The following is a 17,279-nucleotide window of genomic DNA, read 5'->3' as shown; positions in this document are numbered from 1 at the left end:
TCACGTATTCCAGGAGCTTCCAATGGCGAAGAAACCCAACGCTGCCACTTTTATCAAAGACCCGCTCTGGTACAAAGATGCGGTGATCTACCAAGTCCACGTCAAATCGTATTTCGATTCCAATAACGACGGTATCGGTGATTTTCCAGGCCTGATCGCCAAGCTCGACTACATCGCCGACCTGGGTGTGAACACCATCTGGTTGCTGCCGTTCTACCCCTCGCCACGCCGTGACGATGGCTACGACATCGCCGAGTACCGTGGCGTGCACAGCGACTACGGCACCATGGCCGATGCCAAGCGGTTTATTGCCGAGGCGCACAAGCGCGGGCTGCGGGTCATTACCGAGCTGGTGATCAACCACACCTCCGACCAGCATCCCTGGTTCCAGCGTGCGCGCAAGGCCAAGCCCGGCTCGGCGGCGCGGGACTTCTACGTGTGGTCGGATGACGACCAGAAATACGACGGCACCCGCATCATCTTCCTCGACACCGAGAAGTCCAACTGGACCTGGGATCCGGTTGCGGGCCAGTATTTCTGGCACCGCTTTTATTCCCACCAGCCCGATCTCAACTTCGATAACCCGCAGGTCATGAAAGCGGTGTTGTCGGTGATGCGCTACTGGCTGGACATGGGCATCGACGGCCTGCGCCTGGACGCCATCCCGTACCTGATCGAACGCGATGGCACCAATAACGAAAACCTGCCCGAAACCCACGATGTGCTCAAGCAGATCCGTGCCGAGATCGACGCGCATTACCCGGACCGCATGCTGCTGGCCGAGGCCAATCAATGGCCGGAAGACACCCAGCTGTATTTCGGTGACAAAAAGGGCGACGACGGCGACGAATGCCACATGGCCTTCCACTTTCCGCTGATGCCGCGCATGTACATGGCGCTGGCGCAGGAAGACCGCTTCCCGATCACCGACATTCTGCGCCAGACCCCGGAGATTCCCGCCAATTGCCAGTGGGCGATCTTCCTGCGCAACCACGATGAACTGACCCTGGAAATGGTCACCGACAAAGAACGCGACTACTTGTGGAACTACTACGCCGCCGACCGCCGCGCGCGCATCAACCTCGGCATCCGCCGGCGCTTGGCGCCGTTGATGGAACGTGACCGCCGTCGTGTCGAACTGCTCAACAGCCTGCTGCTGTCGATGCCCGGTACACCGACCCTGTATTACGGCGATGAAATCGGCATGGGCGATAACATCTACCTGGGTGACCGCGATGGCGTACGTACGCCGATGCAGTGGTCCATCGACCGCAACGGCGGTTTCTCCCGCGCCGACCCGGCCAGCCTGGTGCTGCCGCCGATTATGGACCCGCAATACGGCTACCAGTCGGTGAACGTCGAGACCCAGGCCCAGGACCCGCATTCGTTGCTGAACTGGACCCGGCGCATGCTGGCGGTGCGTAAGCAGTCCAAGGCGTTTGGCCGTGGCAGCCTGAAAATGCTCTCGCCGAGTAACCGGCGCATCCTCGCCTATACCCGCGAGTTCACCGGTGAAGACGGGCGCAACGAGATCATCCTCTGCGTGGCCAACGTGTCGCGCAGCGCCCAGGCGGCCGAACTGGACCTGTCGGCGTTTGCTGGCATGGTGCCGGTGGAGATGCTCGGCGGGAATGCCTTCCCACCCATCGGCCAACTCAATTTCCTGCTGACCCTGGCGCCTTACGGCTTCTATTGGTTTGTGCTGGCGCCGGAAAACCAGATGCCCAGCTGGCATGTGGAACCGGCCCAGAGCATGCCGGACTTCACCACGCTGGTATTGAAAAAACGCATGGAAGAACTGCTGGAAGAACCCTGCCGCGCCTCGCTGGAACAAACGGCACTGCCGGCCTGGCTGCCCAAACGCCGCTGGTTCGCGGGCAAGGACACGGCGATCGACAGCGTGCGCATCGCCTATGGCGTGCGCTTTGGCGACCCGCAGCACCCGGTATTGCTCAGCGAGCTTGAGGTCAGTGCGGGTGGCCAATTCAGCCGCTATCAGCTGCCGTTCGGTTTCCTCGGTGAAGACCAGTTCACCAGCGCCTTGCCTCAGCAATTAGCCTTGGCCCGTGTACGCCGGGTGCGCCAGGTAGGCTTGGTGACCGATGCCTTCAGCCTCGAGCACTTTATCCGCGCCGTGATCCAGGGTTTGCAAGCGGGCACCGTGCTCGACTCAAGCGAAGGCGAGCTGCGCTTCACCGCTACGCCTCATCTGGCCAAGCTGCAACTGACGGATGAGTCCGAGGTGCGCTATTTGTCGGCCGAGCAGTCCAACAGTTCGGTAGTAGTGGGCGAGAGCCTGGTGCTCAAGCTGATCCGCAAAGTCGCCTCCGGCGTGCACCCTGAGTTGGAGATGAGTGCTTACCTGACCGAAGCCGGCTACCCGAACATCTCGCCGTTGTTGGGCTCGATGATTCGCCACGACGCCGAGGGCCAGGACAACCTGCTGATGATTGCCCAAGGCTACCTGAGTAACCAGGGCGACGCCTGGGGCTGGACTCAGAACAACTTGGAACGGGCGATTCGCGACGAGCTGGCCGAAGCCATCTCCGAGCAGGAACAGCACTACAACGCCCTGGGCGAGCTGGCGGATTTTGCCGGGTTGCTCGGCCAGCGCCTGGGCGAAATGCACGGGGTGCTCGGTGCGAAAACCACTCACAAGGACTTCAAGCCTGAAGTCACCACCGCCAAGGACACCCAGGCCTGGGCCAAGGATGTCGGCGCGCAGCTGGACCGTGCGTTGCACTTGCTCAACCTTCATCAAAACCAGTTGAACCCGGCGGATCAAGCGCTGGTCACTGAGTTGCTGGCGCAGAAAAAAGCCATCACCCGCCATGTGCAGGCGCTGGCGAAAGCCACCCTGGGTGGGTTGCGTATTCGGGTGCATGGTGACTTGCACCTGGGCCAGGTGCTGGTGGTGAAGGGCGATGCCTACCTGATCGACTTTGAAGGTGAGCCGGCGCGACCGCTGCACGAACGACGCGGTAAGCACAGCCCGTATAAAGATGTGAGCGGCGTGTTGCGCTCCTTCGATTACGCGGCGGCCATGGCTCTGAATGTACAAGGGGTGGATCACTCGCCCGAAGCGGACCAGGCGCGCAAACGCGTGACGGACCGTTACCTGAAAGAAGCACGCCAGGCCTTTATCCAGGCGTATCAGTCTGCTGCGTCTACACTGGCGCATGACTGGCAGGATGCCAAAGGCCAGGACGCAGCGCTGACGTTGTTCAGCCTGGAGAAGGCCGCGTATGAAGTGGCTTACGAAGCGGAAAACCGCCCGACTTGGTTGCCGGTGCCCCTGCAAGGGTTGCACGGACTGTTGAGCGGGCTTGCACCTATATCGAACACTGCACGCGGTGGGGAGACGTCATGAGCTTTACAAATAAAGAACCGCTGCAAGCGAAGTTGACTGCATTGCCGGCGTCCAAGGACGTCGAAGCGCTGGTACGCGCCGAGCATCACGACCCGTTTTCGATTCTCGGGCCGCACGATGATGAGCACGGTGGCCAGTTTATCCGCGCTTTCCTGCCGGAGGCCTTAAGTGTCCACGTGCTGGCACGCGACAGCGGTGAACAGCTCGGCAGCCTGGACGCGAGCCAGGTGCCGGGGTTGTTCGTCGGCCAGTTCAAGACCCGCGAACCCTATTTGTTGAAAATCCAGTGGGCCGGCGGTGAGCAGATCACTGAAGACCCTTACAGCTTCCAGCAACTGTTGCTGGGGGAAATGGACCTGTACCTGTTCGGCGAAGGCAACCATCGTGACCTCAGCAGTTGCCTGGGTGCCCAGGTGACCAGCGTCGATGGCGTGCAGGGTGTGCGCTTTGCCGTGTGGGCGCCGAATGCGCGGCGGGTGTCGGTGGTGGGCGACTTCAATATCTGGGACGGCCGCCGTCACCCGATGCGCCTGCGTCATCCGTCCGGCGTGTGGGAGATCTTTATCCCACGCCTGCAACCGGGCGCGGCCTACAAGTACGAAATTCTTGGCGCCAATGGGATCCTGCCGCTCAAGGCCGACCCCATGGCATTGGCCACCCAGTTGCCGCCGGACACCGCCTCGAAGGTGGCCGAACCGTTGCAAGTGGACTGGCAGGACCACGCCTGGATGCAGTCGCGGGTCGACAAGCAAAAGCCCACGGCGCCGCTGTCGATCTACGAGCTGCATGTGGGCTCCTGGCAATGCGAGTTGGATGAAGCGGGCGAAGTGGCCCGCCAGTACAACTGGCGTGAGCTGGCTGAGCGCTTGGTTCCCTATGTGCAGCAACTGGGCTTCACCCACGTCGAGCTGATGCCGATCATGGAGCACCCGTTTGGCGGCTCTTGGGGCTACCAGGCACTGTCGCAATTCGCCCCGACGGCGCGGTTCGGCTCGCCGGAAGATTTCGCCTATTTCGTCGATGCCCTGCACCAGGCCGACATCGGTGTGATCCTGGACTGGGTGCCGGCGCATTTTCCCACCGATACCCACGGCCTCGCGCAATTCGACGGCACCGCGTTGTACGAATACGCCAACCCGCTGGAAGGCTTTCACCAGGATTGGGACACGCTGATCTACAACCTGGGTCGCACCGAAGTGCACGGCTACATGCTCGCTTCGGCGCTGCATTGGCTCAAGCACTTCCATATCGACGGGCTGCGTGTGGATGCCGTCGCGTCGATGCTCTACCGCGACTACTCGCGCAAGGCCGGCGAATGGGTGCCGAACCGTCATGGCGGTCGCGAGAACCTGGAGGCGATTGATTTTCTGCGCCACTTGAACGACGTGGTGGCCCTGGAAGCGCCCGGCGCGCTGGTGATCGCCGAGGAATCCACGGCCTGGCCAGGTGTCAGCCAGCCGACCCAACAGGGCGGCCTGGGCTTCAACTACAAGTGGAACATGGGCTGGATGCACGATTCCCTGCACTACATCCAGCAGGACCCGGTGTACCGCGCCCATCACCACAACGAGTTGAGCTTCGGCCTGGTGTATGCGTGGTCCGAGCGCTTTATCCTGCCGATTTCCCACGATGAAGTGGTGCACGGCAAGCACTCGCTGATCGACAAGATGCCCGGCGACCGCTGGCAGAAATTTGCCAACCTGCGCGCTTACCTGGCGTTCATGTGGATGCACCCCGGTAAGAAACTGCTGTTCATGGGCTGCGAATTCGGCCAGTGGCGCGAGTGGAACCACGACCAGCAACTGGACTGGTACCTGTTGCAGTACGCCGAACACAAAGGCGTGCAAAAGCTGGTCGGCGACTTGAACCGGCTGTACCGCGAAGAACCGGCCTTGCATGAGCAGGACGACGCGCCGCAGGGCTTCCAATGGCTGATCGGCGACGACGCAATCAACAGCGTCTATGCCTGGCTGCGCTGGAGCAAGGACGGTAAGCCGGTGCTGGTGGTCGCCAACTTCACCCCGGTGCCGCGTGAGGGTTACAAGGTCGGCGTGCCCTTTGCGGGGCGTTGGAGCGAAGTGATCAACAGTGACGCCGACATGTACGCAGGTTCCAATTACGGTAACGGAGGCGAGGTGTTTACCCAAGATGAACCGAACCATGGGCAAGCGGTGTCACTGGCGTTGAATCTGCCGCCATTGGGGGTACTGATTCTGCGGCCGGAACCGCTTTAAAGGCTCTATCTTGCTGGATTCTGTTGTCCACGCTGGTGGCAGGGTGCCACAATGGCGCCTTTGTCGTGGCAGTCGAATCAGGCGGATTTCATGAATGGCCTTGGGCGTGGGCAGGACCAGGATTGCTTTATAGAGGAGCAGGTGCGGACTGACCGTTTGCACCAGCTGTTCCGGCAATCCTTTGCCGCGATATTCGGCAGTTACCTGGCCGCTCTCATGCTCTGCTGGCTATGCTGGGACCGGTTTGACCATCAGGTCATCCTGGTCTGGCTGGGCGCGTTGGCGGTGTCCTCGCTGTTGCGCGTGAAGATGTTCATGGAGTGGTTTCGCTGCCCCAACGCCGAGCGCACGCCCGAGCGTTGGGAACGCCGTTACTGGCTGACGCTGATGCTGTCTGCCGGGATCTGGGGCGCTGGCGCCCTGGCGGTGATGCCCACCGATGACCGGCTGTCCCAGGCACTGGTGATGTTGTTCACCGTGGGCATGTCCGTCAGCGCCGTGTCCTGTTATTCGGCTTACCGCTACATGACCCTGGCCTCCCTGGCCCTGGTGTTGCTGCCGTGTACGCTGTGGCTGTTGTTCCAGCCGTCTTCCATGCAAGTCGGCGTGGCCATCGCGGTGCTGGTGTTTTCCACCTTTGTGGTCAGCGCCACGCGCAAACTCTCGGATGCCTTGGAAAAGGCCTTCCGCCTGACCCGGCAAATGGAACGTGCCCACACTATTTCCACCCGCGCGGCCCAGACCGATGAGCTCACCGGCCTGATGAACCGCCGTGCGTTTTTCGAACATGCCCAGGTGCTGTACGAGCAATGCCGCCACAACCGGCAACCGCTGTGCGCGCTGATGATGGACATGGATCACTTCAAGCAAATCAACGACACCTACGGCCACCAGGCCGGTGATCAAGTGCTGCGCCAGATTGGTGGGGTGATCAGTGCGTCGTTCCGTCAGGCCGATGTGTACGGACGCTTGGGCGGCGAGGAGTTTGCGGTACTGCTGCCCAATACGTCGTTGGACACCGCGCGCACTATCGCCGAGCAGTTGGTCAAGGCGATCTCGGGCCTGGCTTCCGAGCCGGTGCATGGGTTGAGCGCCAGCCTGGGCGTTGCATCTACCCACACCCAGGACCAGGACCTGCACGGGCTGATGAACACCGCCGACAAAGCGCTGTACCGCGCCAAGGCCCAAGGCCGCAATCAGGTGGCAGTGGCGGAGTAGGGCTCAAAGCATCGCTTTGGCCAGGGCCCGCGCAACCTGATCGGCGGAGTAGGGCTTGGCGAGGAATTCGAACCCTTCGTAACCGCTGTCGGCCAGCTCTTCGCTGTAGCCGGAGGTGAGCACCACCGGCAAGTCCGGGCGCCGTTGGCGCAGCACTTTGGCCATGGCCACGCCGGTCATGCCCGGCATCACCACGTCCGAAAAGATCCCGTCGAACGCCAGGGCATCCGCGCCGGCCAGCGTGAGTGCCTGCTCGGCATCGGTGGCCCAGGTGGTCTGGTAACCGAGGTCCTGAAGGATCTGGTTGGCAAAGCGGCCGACTTCGAGGTTGTCTTCCACGATCAGGATATGGCACTGCGCCGTATCATGGGTGGGCGACTGGCTTTCCGGCGTCGGGTCGGGCTGCTCTACCTGCTGCGCCACTTCGGGCAGGTACAGGGTGAACACGGTGCCTTCGCCAGGGCGGCTTGCGACGTCGACGTTACCCCCGGACTGCTTGGCAAACCCGAAGACCTGGGACAGCCCCAGCCCGGTGCCTTTGCCTACAGCCTTGGTGGTAAAGAAAGGCTCGAAAATGCGCTCGAAGGTATCAGAGGAAATACCTGTGCCGGTATCCGCCAGGGAAATGCTCACAAAGGGCTGGTGTGCCTCTTCATCGCCACGGATACGCGGCATCGAGTCCACATTCGCCACGCGTAAAGTCAGGGTGCCTTGCCCGTCCATCGCGTCGCGGGCATTCAGGGCGATGTTGATCAGTGCGGTCTCGAATTGGCTCGCGTCGACGCGCACGTGGCAAGGGCGCTCTGGCAACTGCACCTGCACATGGATGCGCGCACCGGTAACGCTTTCGAGCATCTCGCCGATGTTCTTGACCCGTTGGCCCGCATCGAAGACTTCCGGGTTGAGCGGTTGGCGCCGGGCGAAGGCGAGCAATTGGCTGGTGAGCTTGCTGGCGCGCTCCACCGTGTCGGACACCGCGCCCATGTAGCGCTGGCGCCGCTCCTCGGAGAGTCCGGGCTGACGCAGGAAGTCCACCGACGAACGAATGATGGTCAACAGGTTGTTGAAGTCATGGGCGACGCCGCCGGTCAATTGGCCGATGGCTTCGAGTTTCTGCGATTGGCGCAGCGCGGCTTCGGCCTGGGTGAGGGCGTTGGTGCGCTCTTGCACCCGCTGTTCCAAGGTGGCGTTGAGCTCGGTAAAGGCTGCCAGGCCTTCGCGCACAGCGACGTCGGCGCGCACCCGCTCGATATGGGCCCACGAGCGCTCGGTGACCTCGCCGACCAGTGCCAGGTCGTAGGGCGACCAGGCGCGGGCCGTTTTGTGGTGCACGGCCATCAGTGCGGTCAGGCGACCGTCCTTGATCAGCGGGAAGCACACGGTGGCGAGCGCGCCCAAGGCCTGATAACTGGCGGCGACCTCGGGAGCGAATTCGAATCGGTTGTCCTGGACCACCAGCGGCTCGCCCGCGCGCAGGCGCTGCACCGCCAATGCGCCGAATGACGCCAGGCTGTAGTGGCCCAGGATGCTCGGCGAGCCCGGCGCTGCCCAGTTGCCGCGAATGGTAAAGCCGTCTTCATCGGCATCCATGTCGGCATACGCACAGTTGGACACCTGCAGGTGCTCGGCCAGCAAACGCGTGGTGGTGGACATGATGCTTTCGGCGTCGGTGGCATTCGCCACGGCGCTGCCGACGGCATCCAACACCGCCAGGCGACGGTTCAGGAAGACGGTGGTGGTGGTTTCGGTGACGGTATCCAGCATCCCCACTACCTGGCCCTGAGGGTCGCGGATGGGGCTGTAGCAAAAAGTGAAATACGCCTGCTCCGGCCCGTCGCCACGCTCGATCATCAGCGGGAAGTTTTCAATAAAGGTCGCATGCCCGTCGAACGCCGCGTCGGCGATTGGGCGCACCTGCTCCCAGACTTCGCGCCAGGTTTCGCTGAACGGGCGCCCCAGGGCGTCAGGTTTGTTGCCCAGGATTGGAATAAACGCATCGTTGTAAAGGGTGATCAGGCTCGGCCCCCAGATGATGGCCTGGGGGAAGCTCGACGCAAAGCACAGCGCCGCGGTGGTCTTGAGCACATCCGGCCACTCTTCCAGCGGTCCCAGCGGCGTACTCGCCCAATCATGCAGGCGGACCCGCTCAGCCATGTCGCTGCTACTTTGCAGCCAATTCATCATCGCAAGAACACCTTGTTTGCCACAGTCTGTCGAACGCCTGAGAGGGTCAGGCAGCAATCAACAGACCGGCATGGCCGCTGCCAAGTTCAGCGGCATTATCCATGAGATGGCAAATTGATGCCTCCTCCGTTCGGATAGATCTGTGAGCGTGTTTATTGCGCGCCGAAAACCCCTGTCCAATAAATCCCGGCATCACTTTTCGGGTCCATGGCATACGCCGCACCCAGTTCGCGAAATTGCGGGTTCATCAGGTTGGCGCAATGGCCCGGACTGGCCAGCCAGCCGTCCACCACCTTGCGCGGCGTATCCAGGCCGGCGGCGATGTTTTCGCCGATATTCTTCGCGCTATACCCGGCCAGTTCGGCACGGTCACCGGGGGTGCGTCCGTCGTGGTCGAGGTGGTCGAAGAAATTGCCGTTGGCCATGTTACGCGTGTGGCTGTTGGCGGCGTCGGCCAGGGCGTCATTCCAGGACAAGGGTGCGGTTGCGGTAAACGCCTGGGTGCCGCATTGGCGCGGTTGCGCACGCGCGGTGTTGATCAGGTTGAGCAGTTGTTTGCCTTCGGTCTGCCAATCGCCCAGGCCGCTGGTCAGCAGTGGGCGGGCAAGCACGATGCGCCAGTCCTGGCCACTGTTGCTTACGCCGATATCGACAAATTGCGGGTCCAGCACCACCCGACAGAAGCTTTCGCGCACGGCCTTCATGGCTGACTGGGCATCCTTGGGCCCGGACAGGCTGATGGCCTGCACGTTGACCATCGGGTACGCGGCCCGGGCCAGCGCTTGCTGCAAATCGCCGACGTTGGTGGCCGGCAGCACCAGCCGCGTATCGCTGGCCAGCGGTGGCAGTTCCTGGGAACCCTGGTCGCCGCAGCGTTGTACCTGGCTGCGGTATTGGTTGATCTGTTGTACTAACTGACTCTCTTCATTCGCCATCGCGCTGGCGCAGAACACCGTACTGGCGGCCAGCGTCGTGAGACCCATCATCAATGACAGAACGCGCATGGACGTTACCCTTGAGCTTGAAAGTGCCCATGATGCGCGATGTAACCCGGTCTGGTGCAACGCCTTTTTTGTTTTTTTGCCTCAATGGGTGTTCTTGGCGGTATTAAAGGCGCTGGCGCGGCGCAATGCCATCACACTGGCCAGCAGGATCAAGCCCAGTGCCACGCTGAAGGTCACATGCAGGCCATGGGCCACGGCTTGCGGGAGCGCACGGGTGACATCCGGACTGGCCCACGCGAACACCGCCCCCAACGCTGAAGCACCGAGGATCAGGCCTAGATTGCGTGACAGGTTCAGCAGGCCCGACACCGTGCCGCGATGCGCCGCCTCTATATCGCTCATCACCACCGTGTTGTTGGCCGCCTGGAACAGGCTGTAGCCCGTCGTCAGAATGACCAGTGCGGCCAGATAGGCGATCAGTCCAGACGCCAGCGACAGCAGCAGCGCCCCACACCCCAGCACGCCCAGCCCGGCGAGTGTCATGCGCCGGCTACCGAGGCGGTCGGTCAGGCGGCCGGCCGGGATGCCGGTGAGAGCCGCCACACAGGGCCCGACGGCCATGGCCAGGCCCATCCACTCCGGGGCCAGCCCCAGGCCCCTGGACAAATAAAAGGGCCCGACCACAAAGGTGGCCATGATCACGGCGGCCACCAAGGCACTCATGGCCAGGCTGCTGCGCAATGACGCGTCCTTCAGTAAAGACCAGACACCAGAGGCCGCACCGGCGGGTACCTGCGCACGATCAACCGGCAAACAGCGATAAGCGAGGGTGGCGGCCAGCAGCCCCAACGGCACCCCGACCAGGAAGATCGCGCGCCAACCCCACAGGCTCAGCAATACCCCGCCCAGGCTGGGACCCATGGCAGTGCCGACGGCGGACATCGTGCCCAGCCATCCCATGACCCGGCCGGTACGTTCCCGGGTGACGGTATCGCCCACCATTGCCAGGGCCATGGCCATCATCACTGCTGCGCCGAGGCCTTGCAGGACGCGCGCAGCAACCAGACCCTCCAGCGAGGGGGCCAGCCCGCACAGCCCGCACGCCACGGCGAAGAGCAGCAAGCCGGCGAGCAATCCGCGTCGACGGCCCCAGCGGTCACCCAGGCGCCCGGCGCTGACGATCACTGCCGTGATTGCCAGCAGATAGGCCAGCACCACCCACTGCACCGCGTGAAACGACGCATCAAACGCCTGCGCCAGGCTGGGCAGGCTGACATTGGCGATGCTGGTGCCGAGGGAGGCCAGCAACATGGACAGGGACAGGCTGACGAGGCTGCCGCGAGAAGAGGGGGGCATGGGTAATCCTTGAGCGAAGGCAACTGTCACAAATCTACGGCGTGACCTACCATGGCGGAAGACGCATGGGTTGCAGTTAATACCTGCATCTGACGCCTGATAAGGAGCACCGATGGCCGATTTAAATTTGCTGATCACCCTGGATGTATTGCTCGCCGAAGGCAGTGTGGCCGGCGCGGCCAGACGCTTGCGCCTGAGCCCCTCGGCGATGAGCCGCGCTTTGGCGCGTTTACGCGAAACCACCGGCGACCCGTTGCTGGTGCGCGCCGGTCGCGGCCTGGTGCCTACGCCGAGGGCGATGGAGCTGCGCGAACAGGTCAGCCGCCTGGTGCAGGAAGCCAGTGCCGTGTTGCGGCCCGTGCACACGTTGGACATGGCTCAGGTCGAGCGCACTTTTACCCTGCGTACCAGCGAAGAATTCGTCGAAAATGTCGGTGCGGCGTTGTTGGCACGTACGGCACGGGAAGCACCCGGTGTGCGCCTGCGCTTCATCCATAAAACCGACAAGGACAGTGCGCTGCTGCGTGACGGCAGCGTCGACCTGGAAACCGGCGTGGTTGACCCTGCGGCCAGCCCCGAAGTGCTGACCCAGGCGCTGTTCCGTGACCGTTTGGTTGGCGTGGTACGCAGCGGCCATGCGCTCAGCCAGGGCGACGTCAGCGCCCGGCGGTATGCCGAGGGCCAGCACGTCTACGTATCACGCCGTGGCCAGGACCGTGGCCAAATCGACGACGCGCTTGAGGCCCAGGGCCTGACGCGACAGATCAGCACCATCGTCGCCGGGTTCGCCACCGCCATTGCCCTGGCCCGCGACACCGACCTGATCGCCAGCGTGCCCGAACGCTACACCTTCCATCAACGGGAAGGCCTGCATCGCTTTGAGCTGCCGGTGGCGCTGCCGACCTTCACCGTCGCGATGCTGTGGCACCCCAGGCTCGATGCCGACCTGGCCCATCGCTGGTTGCGCGGGTGTTTGCGCGAGGTGTGTGCCGAGCAGGTACAATCCGCGCTGCCTTGATGCTTAACCCCAGGAATCTGCATGTTCAGCCTTACCCGCTACACCACACCGTGCCCGGAGCCTATCAATGCTCAGATCCTGCAGATGGTGGTGGACAACCTCACCGACATCAGCAGCGTGGCGCTGCCGCCGAGTAACCTGCTGTACAACATCTACCAGTACGCGATTGGCTTTGAGGTGCATCTGTACCTGGAAGCGCTGGACGGTTCAAAGGGCGTTGCCGTCGAGTTGGTCGTGGCCACCGATCCGCAAGACCCGCAGAAGGTGATGGGCTTTGTGCTGTACCTGCCGGTGAAGGAGGCTCCCGAGGCCTGCGGAATCGCTTTCATGGCGGTGCAAGTCGGCTATCGGCGCCAGGGCGTGGCTCGCGGGATGATGCGCGACGTGCTGAGCCGTCATCCCCATGCGGAACTGGCCTGCTCCATAGAGAAGGTGCCAGCGTTTGAAAGCATGGGCTTTCGGGTACGTGGCGCGCGTGAGACTCAAGTGCTGATGAACACGCGGGACTACGGCACCGACGGCCTGATGGGCGTGCTGGATGTGGCGGCGATCTATAGCTCGCTGGAGGTGCGGCAGATTCATACCTACCTGCTGCAAAAGCACGGCAAGCGCGCGATGGTGGATGCCGAGAAGCAGCGTGACCGCCACCTGGATCAACTGGCACGTAAGGTCCAGGCATTTATTACTCGCGGTGAACACGGCCGCGATTGACCATCGCCAGGATAGTCGCCAGCAATTCCTGCTGCGCTTCTTCACGGCTGATCTCGCCACTGAACGCCGCCTGGGACAGCGCTTCCGCAGCGCCCAGCATCGCCCTTAAGCCAGCCTTGGACACGTGGCCGAAGGGCGATAGCGCGTCGCGACACTTATCGAGGAAGATCGCCTCGTAGTGGCGCTTGAGGGTTTCCAGCTCCGGCGAGCTGCTTAAGGCTGCAATCACCCCCGGGATTTCCCGGCCCTGCAACAACACGCACTCCACATAGGACGCGGCGATCACTCCGGCGCGATCCTCAAGGGTGGCGCTGCTGGCCTCTATGGCGTCGACAAACACTTGGTTCTGGCGCGCATCGAAATCCTCATACAACGCGACCAGCAACCCCGCACGGGTGACGAAATGGTCGTAGACCACCGGCTTGGTCACGCCCGCCAGTTCCGCCAGGCGTCCGAGCGTCAGTGCTTCGGTGCCTTCATCGCGCACCAGTTGCCAGGCCACATCGAGTAATTGACGCAGGCGTTCTTCACGGGACAGGCGCCGACGTGGGGCAGGGGATTCGCTGCTTGACATGCTTATATACCAAAAGTAACTTACTAATCGTAACTTAAGCCCAGCGTAACCCCAAAGGGAGTCCTTGTCATGCACGCACTTATCGTTGTTGCACATCACGACCCGCAATCCCTCACCCACAGCGTGGCTGCGCAGGTGGCCGCCGGGCTCACTGCCGCTGGCCACACTGTTGAAATCGCCGACCTTGCCGCCGAAGGTTTTGACCCGCGCTACACCGCCGCCGACCATGCGGTTCACCGAACCCGCGCCACGCCACCCGCCGACGTGCGGGCCGAACAGGCCCGCATCGACCGTGCAGACGCCCTGGTGCTGGCGTTCCCGATTTATTGGTGGTCATTGCCGGGCCTGCTCAAAGGCTGGATCGACCGCGTATTCATCAACGGCTGGGCCATCGAATACAGCCCCGATACGCCGGTGGTGAAAAAGCTGCGGCACCTGAACGTGCATCTGTTGGCCTTGGGCGCAGCGGATGACGATGCGTTTGATCGACACGGCTATGCCCAGGCGATGCGCACGCAGATCGACTACGGGATCTTCGATTACTGTGGCGCGCAGGTGCTGACCTCGGCGCTGTTGCTCGACTCGGAAAGCGGCGGGGCGCAGGCGCATTTGGAGAAGGCGTGGGCCGTGGGGCAGGGTTTGTTCGACGTCGAGACAGTCGCCGGTTGATTCAACCTTCGCGAATCCAGCAGACGGGCAGTGAAGAGGGTGTGGCGGGCATGGAACTTGGAACGATTGGACGATCACTCATGGTGTTCACACACACTTGAGATAAAGTTAATGACGTCAATTTCTTCTGCACCTGGAACCGCGTTCATTGCCCCCACCATCGATACGTCTTACGGAAAGCCCACGCAAGATCAAGTGAGGCAAGATCAACAAAACGATGCGAAAAAAAACCATCCCTTTCCGAACGTCTCGCCTGAACAACTGCAGACCTTGAACAGCGAGCAACTGCAGAGGCTCAACAAATATCCCGATATGAGCTATCAGGACGTGAGGGGTGGGCATGGAATGGTGTTTGCCAACGGTTTCGTCTGGTAACGGGTTTAGCTACGACAGACGCTGTGCCTGCGGCAACTGGGTGCTGACGCGTTTAACGGGCTGACTACTGTCCAAACAGGTCATGTGCATCAAGCAACCGATAAGCAACCTCCGGCCGTTTTTCCATACCTTTACGGATTGCGGCCGGAATCGACAACCGGGTCTTGCGACACAAGCCTGGCAGTTTGTCGATCACAATCTGAATCCCACGCATGCTTTTGACTTCAGTGTGGCCGGGTGCGACATGTACGCGGATACCCAGTTGCAGGTACATCAAGCGCTGCATGTGTTCCAGGTCTTCCAGGCTTTGAAGGTTTTCCAGGCGCTCCAGCAGCTTCTTCTCTTCCTGGCGGGTCAGCCGCAGGATGCGTTGGTCTGCCGAGGGGGTGCCAAGCAGTTGTTCGCGCTCGCAGTCACATAACGCAGGTGGGCAGGGTTGGCGAATTGTCATGATCACTCCCTCCCCACACCGTTGCCGACAGATTAGTAGGTCAGTTGAACGCCCAGGCTACCCAGGGCATTCCAGTATTCAGGATAGGTCTTGCCCACGCAGTCGGGGTCTTGGATCTTGACCCCTGACACTTTCAAGCCCGCCAGCGCAAAGCACATGGCGATGCGGTGGTCGGCGTGGGTGTCGATCAGCGCGGTGCAGGAAGTGCCGGCCAGGGCCGGGTCGCTGGCCACCAGCAGGTCATCGCCCTCGATGGTCGCCAGGCCCGGACGGATTTCGTTCAGGCCATCATGCAGCGCCTGGACGCGGTCACATTCCTTGACGCGCAGGTTGGCCAGCTCAGTGAAGCGCACCGGGGTGTTGTTGAACGCAGCCAGCACCGCCAGGGTCGGGATAGCGTCCTGCATCTGCGAGCCAACCACCGTGGCTTGCATGTTCGGGAACTGCGCGATCACGGCCTGGGCCTTGGCGTCCGGCTGGGTGAAATCCTGCGCGGCCACGCCGATGTCGATACGGCCACCGGTCAGCACTTCTGCGGCCCACAGGTAAGTGGCGGCGGAGGCGTCAGGTTCGATCAGGTAATCATGGGCGGTGTAGCCGCCAGGGGCGACGCGCCAGGTGGTGTCGTTGACGGCTTCAACCTGGGCTCCGAAGGCACGCATGCAGTCCAGGGTCAGATCCACGTAGCCACGGGCGCCGATGTCCTTGCCGGTTAGCGCCACTTCAATCGGCGCTTCGCCGCAGGCTGCGAGCATCAGCAGGGCCGATACGTATTGGCTGGACAGACCGCCGTCGATCTCGAAGCGCTTGGCCTTGATCTTGCCCACGCCGTGCACGGTGACCGGTGGGCAACCGGTGGGGCTGTCGACCTGGATACCGTTCTGGCCGAGGGTCTCCAGCAGCGGGCCGATTGGGCGTTTTTGCATGTAGTCATCGCCGTCGAGCACCACGGTGCCTTCAACGGTGGCCACGGCGGCGGTGAGGAAGCGCATGGCGGTGCCGGCGTTGCCGAGGAACAGGGGCTGCGGCGGCAGTTGCAGTTTGCCTTGGCCGGTGACGACGAAGGTGGTGTCGTCTGGTTCGTCGATGGTGACGCCCATTTGGCGCAGGGCCACTGACATGTGGCGGGTGTCGTCGCTCTTGAGGGCGCCGCTGAGGCGGCTGGTGCCCTTGGCCAGGGCGGCCAGCAGCAGGGCGCGGTTGGTGATGGATTTGGAGCCGGGGGGGGCAACCTTGCCGTTGAGGGGGGCGTTGGGCGGTGTAACGGTCACGGTTTTCTGCGAACTCAAGGTACAAGGCTCCTGATTCAAGGCAAGGTGGGATGGAGTGGCCGACGGGCGGATTTGAATGATCGGGTATAGGTGTGGTGCTTGTCGAGCTTGCGATGGCGGTGGTGCGGTGTGCCTATCCGTTATTTGGGGGGGCCGCCCCCAAATCCCCGTCGAATCCCGGCCAGCGTGTTTGACGGGGCGCTTGAGATCAAGATCTACAGCACGTATCGCTTTGCCAACCAATAATCATGCAACGCCCGCGCTGCCGGTTCGATTTCACTGACGCGTTGCTGGTGTGCTTGTACGTCCAGGTCGGCGGGCAGTTCGAAGTTGTCTTGTTCGGCGCACCAGGAGATTTTTTCCAGCAGGGCGGCCTGTTCTGCCGGCAGTTCCGGCCAGTTGCCGATGGCGGCGCCGCGGATGTAGCCGAAGCACCATTCTTCGGCGAGGGTGACGTTCTGGCCCTGGTGTTCGGTTTCGTCGAAGCGGGCCTTGAAGCCTTGCGCGTCGGTGGCCAGTTGGCTGGCCAGGGTGTTGATGTGGCGCACGCACAGTTCGAGGAAGCTTTGCGCTTCGTCCATGTTGTCCCACTCGGGGTTTTGCCCGCCCCAGATCGCCGGGAACCACTCTGCCACATCCACTTGGACCGGGCTGGAGACCAGCGCGGTGAAGTAGCCGTCGAGTTCGGCCAGGTTCAGGACCGAATGGTCGTCGCCGTACTTGAGCAGGGTGTCTTCGATGAATTCGAAGTCGGCGGCGGTCAGGGGGTGGGCGTGCATGGGCATATCCTTTAAACGTCGAGCGCCGCAGGTGAGGCGGCTTAAAGCGCGAAGGATGGCGTGTGTGCAGGGTTTTATCCAGCGCTTTGCAGGGTTTTTACCTGCGCGGCTGGCACAGCTTGCTC

General features: G+C 62.3%; 14 protein-coding genes. 7 read left to right on the top strand and 7 right to left on the bottom strand.

From position 1 onward, the window contains the following. Window positions 1-22: 22 nt before the first annotated feature. Genes treS through K7431_RS21460 form a run of 3 tightly spaced genes read left to right on the top strand, consistent with a single transcriptional unit; the run spans window position 23 to window position 6,822 of the window. Window positions 23-3,370 carry a maltose alpha-D-glucosyltransferase gene (gene treS, locus K7431_RS21470; protein WP_012723948.1) on the top strand — a complete coding sequence of 1,116 codons (3,348 nt, stop codon included), beginning with the start codon at window positions 23-25 and terminating at the stop codon, window positions 3,368-3,370. Continuing rightward, window positions 3,367-5,604, top strand: a complete 2,238-nt coding sequence (gene glgB, locus K7431_RS21465) for a 1,4-alpha-glucan branching protein GlgB (protein ID WP_012723949.1) — start codon at window positions 3,367-3,369, stop codon at window positions 5,602-5,604. The genes treS and glgB overlap by 4 nt, the downstream gene beginning before the upstream one ends. Before the next feature lie 51 nt (window positions 5,605-5,655). Further along, a complete protein-coding gene (locus tag K7431_RS21460) occupies window positions 5,656-6,822 on the top strand; it encodes a GGDEF domain-containing protein (RefSeq protein ID WP_012723950.1) in 1,167 nt (388 codons plus the stop codon). A 3-nt stretch (window positions 6,823-6,825) separates the two neighbouring features. Here K7431_RS21460 and K7431_RS21455 read toward each other — a convergent pair whose 3' ends face one another. The 3 genes from K7431_RS21455 to K7431_RS21445 form a co-directional block, all read right to left on the bottom strand. After that, on the bottom strand, window positions 6,826-9,006 hold the full coding sequence (locus tag K7431_RS21455; RefSeq protein WP_012723951.1) for a GAF domain-containing hybrid sensor histidine kinase/response regulator: 2,181 nt from the start codon (window positions 9,004-9,006) through the stop codon (window positions 6,826-6,828). A 152-nt stretch (window positions 9,007-9,158) separates the two neighbouring features. Further along, on the bottom strand, window positions 9,159-10,010 hold the full coding sequence (locus tag K7431_RS21450) for a CAP domain-containing protein (protein WP_012723952.1): 852 nt from the start codon (window positions 10,008-10,010) through the stop codon (window positions 9,159-9,161). 81 nt (window positions 10,011-10,091) lie between these two features. Then, on the bottom strand, window positions 10,092-11,306 hold the full coding sequence (locus K7431_RS21445) for an MFS transporter (protein ID WP_043205269.1): 1,215 nt from the start codon (window positions 11,304-11,306) through the stop codon (window positions 10,092-10,094). Window positions 11,307-11,418: 112 nt separating this feature from the next. Between K7431_RS21445 and K7431_RS21440 the strand changes: the two genes are divergently transcribed. Together K7431_RS21440 and K7431_RS21435 are read left to right on the top strand one after the other, a co-directional pair. After that, a complete protein-coding gene (locus K7431_RS21440; protein ID WP_012723954.1) occupies window positions 11,419-12,324 on the top strand; it encodes a LysR family transcriptional regulator in 906 nt (301 codons plus the stop codon). A 21-nt stretch (window positions 12,325-12,345) separates the two neighbouring features. Then, window positions 12,346-13,035, top strand: a complete 690-nt coding sequence (locus K7431_RS21435) for a GNAT family N-acetyltransferase (RefSeq protein ID WP_012723955.1) — start codon at window positions 12,346-12,348, stop codon at window positions 13,033-13,035. Here K7431_RS21435 and K7431_RS21430 read toward each other — a convergent pair. Next, window positions 13,007-13,609 (bottom strand): TetR/AcrR family transcriptional regulator, encoded by a 603-nt coding sequence (locus K7431_RS21430; protein ID WP_012723956.1) that lies wholly within the window; start codon window positions 13,607-13,609, stop codon window positions 13,007-13,009. The two genes, K7431_RS21435 and K7431_RS21430, sit on opposite strands and share 29 nt — an antisense overlap. A gap of 69 nt (window positions 13,610-13,678) precedes the next feature. On the opposite strand from K7431_RS21430, the gene K7431_RS21425 reads away from it, so the two are divergent. Together K7431_RS21425 and K7431_RS21420 are read left to right on the top strand one after the other, a co-directional pair. Then, a complete protein-coding gene (locus tag K7431_RS21425; RefSeq protein ID WP_012723957.1) occupies window positions 13,679-14,278 on the top strand; it encodes an NAD(P)H-dependent oxidoreductase in 600 nt (199 codons plus the stop codon). A gap of 111 nt (window positions 14,279-14,389) precedes the next feature. Then, complete coding sequence (locus K7431_RS21420; protein ID WP_012723958.1) at window positions 14,390-14,653, top strand: hypothetical protein; 264 nt, start codon at window positions 14,390-14,392, stop codon at window positions 14,651-14,653. Between the two features lie 64 nt (window positions 14,654-14,717). Here K7431_RS21420 and K7431_RS21415 read toward each other — a convergent pair whose 3' ends face one another. The 3 genes from K7431_RS21415 to K7431_RS21405 all read right to left on the bottom strand — a co-directional run bounded on the left by K7431_RS21415 (window position 14,718) and on the right by K7431_RS21405 (window position 17,154). Then, window positions 14,718-15,104: a hypothetical protein gene (locus tag K7431_RS21415; protein WP_043205271.1), complete on the bottom strand. Its 387-nt coding sequence runs from the start codon at window positions 15,102-15,104 to the stop codon at window positions 14,718-14,720. A gap of 32 nt (window positions 15,105-15,136) precedes the next feature. Then, window positions 15,137-16,393, bottom strand: a complete 1,257-nt coding sequence (locus K7431_RS21410; RefSeq protein ID WP_043205272.1) for a 3-phosphoshikimate 1-carboxyvinyltransferase — start codon at window positions 16,391-16,393, stop codon at window positions 15,137-15,139. A gap of 197 nt (window positions 16,394-16,590) precedes the next feature. Beyond that, the gene (locus tag K7431_RS21405) at window positions 16,591-17,154 is read right to left on the bottom strand and encodes a YecA/YgfB family protein (RefSeq protein ID WP_043205273.1); all 564 of its coding nucleotides are present in this window, start codon (window positions 17,152-17,154) and stop codon (window positions 16,591-16,593) included. Window positions 17,155-17,279: the final 125 nt, after the last annotated feature.

The organism is Pseudomonas fluorescens group sp., assembly GCF_020093335.1.
Taxonomy (GTDB): Bacteria; Pseudomonadota; Gammaproteobacteria; order Pseudomonadales; family Pseudomonadaceae; genus Aquipseudomonas; species Aquipseudomonas petroselini.
This window is presented reverse-complemented; position numbering and strand designations above follow the sequence as displayed.